Source organism: Vibrio sp. zbq_1, assembly GCF_043102935.1.
Classification (GTDB): domain Bacteria; phylum Pseudomonadota; class Gammaproteobacteria; order Enterobacterales; family Vibrionaceae; genus Vibrio; species Vibrio parahaemolyticus.
The window spans coordinates 1-5,405 of record NZ_JBICJH010000001.1 but is presented as its reverse complement, the minus strand read 5'-3'; the positions used below and the strand labels follow the sequence as shown (position 1 = coordinate 5,405).

2 protein-coding genes, 8 tRNA genes and 1 rRNA gene are annotated in these 5,405 nt (G+C 44.1%); 7 read left to right on the top strand and 4 right to left on the bottom strand.

Annotated elements, in window-relative coordinates:
- The first annotated feature begins 41 nt into the window (after positions 1 to 41).
- The 7 genes from ACF8CV_RS00055 to ACF8CV_RS00025 all read left to right on the top strand — a co-directional run bounded on the left by ACF8CV_RS00055 (position 42) and on the right by ACF8CV_RS00025 (position 2,755).
- Positions 42 to 117: transfer RNA gene (locus ACF8CV_RS00055), tRNA-Asn, on the top strand.
- Positions 118 to 390: 273 nt separating this feature from the next.
- Positions 391 to 2,016, top strand: coding sequence for a methyl-accepting chemotaxis protein (locus ACF8CV_RS00050; RefSeq protein WP_011106074.1), 1,626 nt, complete (start codon positions 391 to 393; stop codon positions 2,014 to 2,016).
- A 234-nt stretch (positions 2,017 to 2,250) separates the two neighbouring features.
- Positions 2,251 to 2,326: transfer RNA gene (locus tag ACF8CV_RS00045), tRNA-Phe, on the top strand.
- Between the two features lie 51 nt (positions 2,327 to 2,377).
- Positions 2,378 to 2,453 (top strand) — tRNA-Thr (locus ACF8CV_RS00040).
- 20 nt (positions 2,454 to 2,473) lie between these two features.
- Positions 2,474 to 2,549: transfer RNA gene (locus ACF8CV_RS00035), tRNA-Asn, on the top strand.
- Between the two features lie 39 nt (positions 2,550 to 2,588).
- Positions 2,589 to 2,664 (top strand) — tRNA-Thr (locus ACF8CV_RS00030).
- A 15-nt stretch (positions 2,665 to 2,679) separates the two neighbouring features.
- Positions 2,680 to 2,755 (top strand) — tRNA-Asn (locus tag ACF8CV_RS00025).
- A 135-nt stretch (positions 2,756 to 2,890) separates the two neighbouring features.
- Here ACF8CV_RS00025 and ACF8CV_RS00020 read toward each other — a convergent pair.
- The 4 genes from ACF8CV_RS00020 to ACF8CV_RS00005 form a co-directional block, all read right to left on the bottom strand.
- Entirely contained in the window at positions 2,891 to 4,327 is a 1,437-nt protein-coding gene (locus tag ACF8CV_RS00020; protein ID WP_162484505.1) for an NAD-dependent succinate-semialdehyde dehydrogenase, read from the bottom strand.
- Between the two features lie 562 nt (positions 4,328 to 4,889).
- Positions 4,890 to 4,966: transfer RNA gene (locus ACF8CV_RS00015), tRNA-Asp, on the bottom strand.
- A 31-nt stretch (positions 4,967 to 4,997) separates the two neighbouring features.
- Positions 4,998 to 5,114 (bottom strand): 5S ribosomal RNA (gene rrf, locus ACF8CV_RS00010).
- A gap of 57 nt (positions 5,115 to 5,171) precedes the next feature.
- Positions 5,172 to 5,247, bottom strand: a tRNA-Thr gene (locus tag ACF8CV_RS00005).
- Between the last annotated feature and the right edge of the window lie 158 nt (positions 5,248 to 5,405).

Sequence of the window (5,405 nt, the reverse complement as noted above, 5' to 3'; positions counted from 1 at the left end):
TTTGGTGCACTTGCTGAATGGCAAGACACAAACAGAATAGTTCCTCCTTAGCTCAGTTGGTAGAGCGACGGACTGTTAATCCGCAGGTCGCTGGTTCGAGCCCAGCAGGAGGAGCCAATTTAAAAAGCCGCATCACTTGATGCGGCTTTTTTGCATCTGCCCTATTCTCCATTTAAATATTCCTTTGCTTCGCACTTCATTTCCAAACATCACCGAATATTAAATCTCCTCTTCAAAAAACACTTATTTCACGCTAAAAATTTAATCCTCATCATAGTTTCAATACGTGCTTGTAGGCGCAATACCACTTCTTCAATAAGATGCGTCGGCTATTAGATTATTGACATAAGCCATGCTTTGCATAGCAATGACACATTTTGTGAGCCAAATATGAAATTAAAAACTCAAGCCTACTTATTATCCGCGATCATACTGTTAGCTTTGCTAGCCTTGACCGCTACAGGTTTATGGACCTTACGCGTCGCAAGTAACCTCGATAACAAAGCTCGAGTAACTGAGCTATTCAAGAGTGCATACAGCATTCTGACTGAAGTAGAAAAAATGGCAGTTGAAGGCAAGATGCCTGAAGAAGAAGCAAAAGCACTCGCAACACGCCTACTGCGTAACAACATCTACAAAGACAATGAGTACGTTTATGTGGCGGACGAAAATATGATGTTTATTGCCGCGCCACTAGATCCTCAACTACACGGAACCAGTTTCCATGACTTTAAAGATGGCAGCGGTAATAGCGTAGGCCAACTCATCCTAGATGTTTTGGGTCGTAAAACAGGTCAGATTGTTGAATATACCTGGAGCCAAAAACAGGCCGACGGCAGCATTGAAGAAAAACACTCAATAGCAGAAAAAACACCACATTGGGGTTGGGTTGTCGGCACAGGTATTGGCTTTAATGAAGTGAATGCACGTTTTTGGTCGACAGCACAGTGGCAGCTTATGCTGTGTCTGGTTATCGCAGGTTCAATTCTTGGAGGCTTGATCATCTCAATTCGCAAAATGCTCAATCTCTTAGGAGGTGAACCTAACGATGTACGAGAAGCGGTTCAAGCGGTTGCACAAGGTAACATCCAAACTAGCTTTGATACAGTCGCTCCAAAAGGCAGTATCTACCATGCGGTTCAGAATATGAGCCAATCATTGGCAACCATGGTGACTAACCTTGAACAATCGATGCACGCTCTACGCGATGAGCTATCAGCAGTAGAGTCGCGCTCAAATTCCATCGCCGATCTTACCGTTTCTCAGCAGCAATCGACCGCAATGATTGCAACAGCGATGACAGAAATGGCTTCTTCCGCTAACCATGTGGCAAGCTCTGCTAGCGACACAGCACGTAATACCGATGAAGCAGATAAACAAAGTCAGCACACTCAATCACTGATCCACAGTACGGTAGATAACATCCAAGGTCTTGCGACTCAGCTGAATACTGCAAGTAAAGCGGTTGCCGATCTCGATCAAGATGTAAACAACATCGTGAAAGTTCTGGATGTAATCGGGGATATTGCGGAACAAACCAACCTATTAGCCTTGAACGCTGCAATTGAAGCAGCCCGAGCAGGCGAACAAGGACGAGGCTTTGCTGTAGTAGCAGATGAGGTGCGTAATCTTGCAGGTCGAACTCAAGACAGCACAAAAGAGATCCAACACATGATCTCGAATCTTCAAGAAGGCTCTCGCAATGCCATTCATACAATGGAAATCTGTGCGGAAACAAGTGAAAGCACAGTAACTGAATCGATGAATGCATCAGAAGCTCTCCAACAGATCGTTACCGCGCTTGAATCTATCACAGCAATGAGTCAGCAAATTGCGACGGCAGCAGCTGAGCAAACGCAAGTCAGTGATGACATTGCACACCGCATAAATATGATTGAAGAGAGCGGAAGTAAGCTAAATTCAGTGGTAACAGAGAGCCAATCGAGCACCCAAAGTTTGGCCTCTTTGGCAAATGAACTGGAAGGATGGGTGAATAAGTTCTCCGTAAAGCACTAGTTTAAAGTCAATTGTTCACTAAAAAGCACGTTTTCAAACGTGCTTTTTTTGTTTTCGTCGCATTTATTTAGCAAACAAGCTCGTAATTTCTTTCTTAGAAAAGCTTAAAACATGGTGTATCCCTATTTAAAACGCATAAAAACAGCCCACTCCGAGCACATTTTCATCAAACGATATTTTATTTTAATTTTATTGTTGACCTGAAAGCCGAAAAGCCTTTTAATACACCTCGTCGCCCGGATAGCTCAGTCGGTAGAGCAGAGGATTGAAAATCCTCGTGTCGGTGGTTCGATTCCGCCTCCGGGCACCACAATTTAAAATTGTTGGTGTCTAACACGAACAATATAAAGAATAACGGTACGCCGACTTAGCTCAGTAGGTAGAGCAACTGACTTGTAATCAGTAGGTCACCAGTTCGATTCCGGTAGTCGGCACCATTTATTCTTAAAAAGACAATTCCTCCTTAGCTCAGTTGGTAGAGCGACGGACTGTTAATCCGCAGGTCGCTGGTTCGAGCCCAGCAGGAGGAGCCACTTTTAATTAGCAAGCTAATTACTTGTTAATAAAAATGTGCCGACTTAGCTCAGTAGGTAGAGCAACTGACTTGTAATCAGTAGGTCACCAGTTCGATTCCGGTAGTCGGCACCACTTATTAAAATTTGTTCCTCCTTAGCTCAGTCGGTAGAGCGACGGACTGTTAATCCGCAGGTCACTGGTTCAAGTCCAGTAGGGGGAGCCATATTAGAAGAAGCCGCATCACTTGATGCGGCTTTTTTGCATCTGGAAGAAATACACCCTTATCTCTTCTTTGCTCTATAAACAAAAAAGCCAGGTTTAGAAACCCAGCTTTCTCTTTTGCACTCTCATCCAAAGCTCAGCTTAAACCACCAAGACAAATGTATTTCGTCTCTAGGTATTCATCGAGCCCTTGTTTCGCGCCTTCACGCCCAACACCTGACTCTTTAATACCACCAAATGGCGCAACTTCTGTCGAGATGATACCTTCGTTCACACCAACCATCCCGTATTCCAAGCCTTCACTGAACTTGATAATTCGTTTAAGGCTATCGGTATAGAAATAACAAGCTAAGCCATACTCGGTATCATTGGCCATTGCTAACACTTGTTCATCATCTTCAAATGTTAATACGGGTAATACTGGCCCAAACAACTCTTGCTGCACGATAGCCATACCTTGATCGACATTATCCAAAATTACAGGCTCCATAAAGCGCCCTGCGAGCTTTTGAGGACGGTTAGCAATTGTAGCCCCCTCTTGTAACGCCTGATCAATAACAGCCTCCAGACGATGCTTAGAAGCCATGGTGATCACTGGCCCAACTGTCACACCAGACTCCAAACCATTCCCAACATTTAGCTCCGTCATTTTCGCGAGTACTTTTTCCATAAAGCGCTCTTTGGCATTTTGATGTACATATAAACGATTTGTACACACGCACGTTTGTCCTGCATTGCGGAACTTAGACGCGATAAGCCCATCAGCAGCTGATTCCAAATCAGCATCCTCAAAAACAATAAACGGAGCGTTACCTCCAAGTTCCATCGATACCGCTTTAACAGTTTCACTAGCCTGCTTCATCAAAATTTTGCCGACGCGAGTCGAACCCGTAAATGAAATCTTCTTGATCCTAGGATCCATCGATAACACCTGACCAAACTCAGCAGCCTGTTCAGAAATAACAACAGGTAAAAGCGGCTTAGGGATACCAGCCTGATACGCAAGTTCAACAACCGCTAGTGCGGTCAGAGGGGTCAACTCCGACGGTTTGATGATCATCCCACACCCAGCAGCTAACGCAGGTGCCGCTTTTCGTGTGATCATAGCAATAGGGAAATTCCACGGTGTAATCGCAGCACACACGCCTACAGGCTGTTTAATTGTAGATAAACGTCTATCTACAGCAGGAGCTGGGATAACTTCGCCATATGCTCGCTTAGCCTCTTCTGCAAACCACTCTACAAAAGATGCCCCGTAGCTCACTTCCCCGCGGCTTTCAGACAATGGCTTGCCCTGTTCCAATGTAATAATGGTCGCTATATCTTCAGCGTGCTCCATCAACAATTGATGCCAGTTTTTCAAACAGCTAGAGCGCTCTTTCGCACTCAACTTAGCCCATCGAACTTGTTCAGCCGAACACGCTTCAATGAGGCAATCCAACTCTTCAATTGAACTCGGTTTCAAGCGAATTAACTCTTGCTCAGTTGCAGGGTTGATGACCACAACTCCATCGTCGGAAGCCCATTGTTTAAATACTTCTTTTAAGGTTTCATTTTTTATTTGTTGCATCACCAAACTAACTCCTACAAGAACTCCTTTTAGGGTAATCCTTCTAGTAGAAATCAGCAAAGCAAACAAAGTTTTCTGACAGTGTTGACATTAACAAGCGAAAAAGCCGTGAGTATAAGGACTAGGAATGGATCACATAGCAAGCCAGTTCGAAAATTCAAAGATTGCATAAATGCGAGACTCATTTAATAACTTCGAGTCTCAACATGATGATATGGCAACGAAATACTAACTAAACTGAAGCTAGACTCAAGACACGAATAAAAACCAAAGCTTTTAGGCTAGGACTAAATGAATCAACAAAGTCATAAAGCTTATTCTTCTTAAGCAAACCAAAATGAGTCAAATTAGTTTGTATATGCCTAGAATACAGATAAGCAAAGACAGGCGCTTGTAGATGAGAGAGCATCGCTATTGCGAATTAGGATTTCGTATCAACGGCCGGACTACAAGGGTTGGCATTAGTACCAGAGCATTGAAACGGAATTCGTTTCTCTGAAGGGGAAAATGACTTGGCCTTAAACGACGAAAGCCTTGCTATTTCTAGCAAGGCTTTCTAAATAAGTGGCGGAGCGGACGGGACTCGAACCCGCGACCCCCGGCGTGACAGGCCGGTATTCTAACCAACTGAACTACCGCTCCGCACTGGTTAGACTCTGGAGTCTAAATAAGAACCTGGCGATGTTCTACTCTCACATGGGGAAGCCCCACACTACCATCGACGCTACTTCGTTTCACTTCTGAGTTCGGAATGGAAATCAGGTGGGTCCAAAGTGCTATGGTCGCCAAGTAAGATTCTTTACATTTTGTTTTAGGCTTTAATTTAAAACATAAAACAAATAATAAATGGTGCTGATACCCAGAATCGAACTGGGGACCTCATCCTTACCAAGGATGCGCTCTACCGACTGAGCCATATCAGCACATTATTTGGTGTCCGTGAGGACTAAAAAAGCCCGCTTTTACAAACGGGCTCTCTTAACTTTTGTCTTCGCCTTTTTAAAAAGGAAAAAACTAAATTAAAGCCTGGCGATGTCCTACTCTCACATGGGGAAACCCCACACTACCATCGGCGCTATTT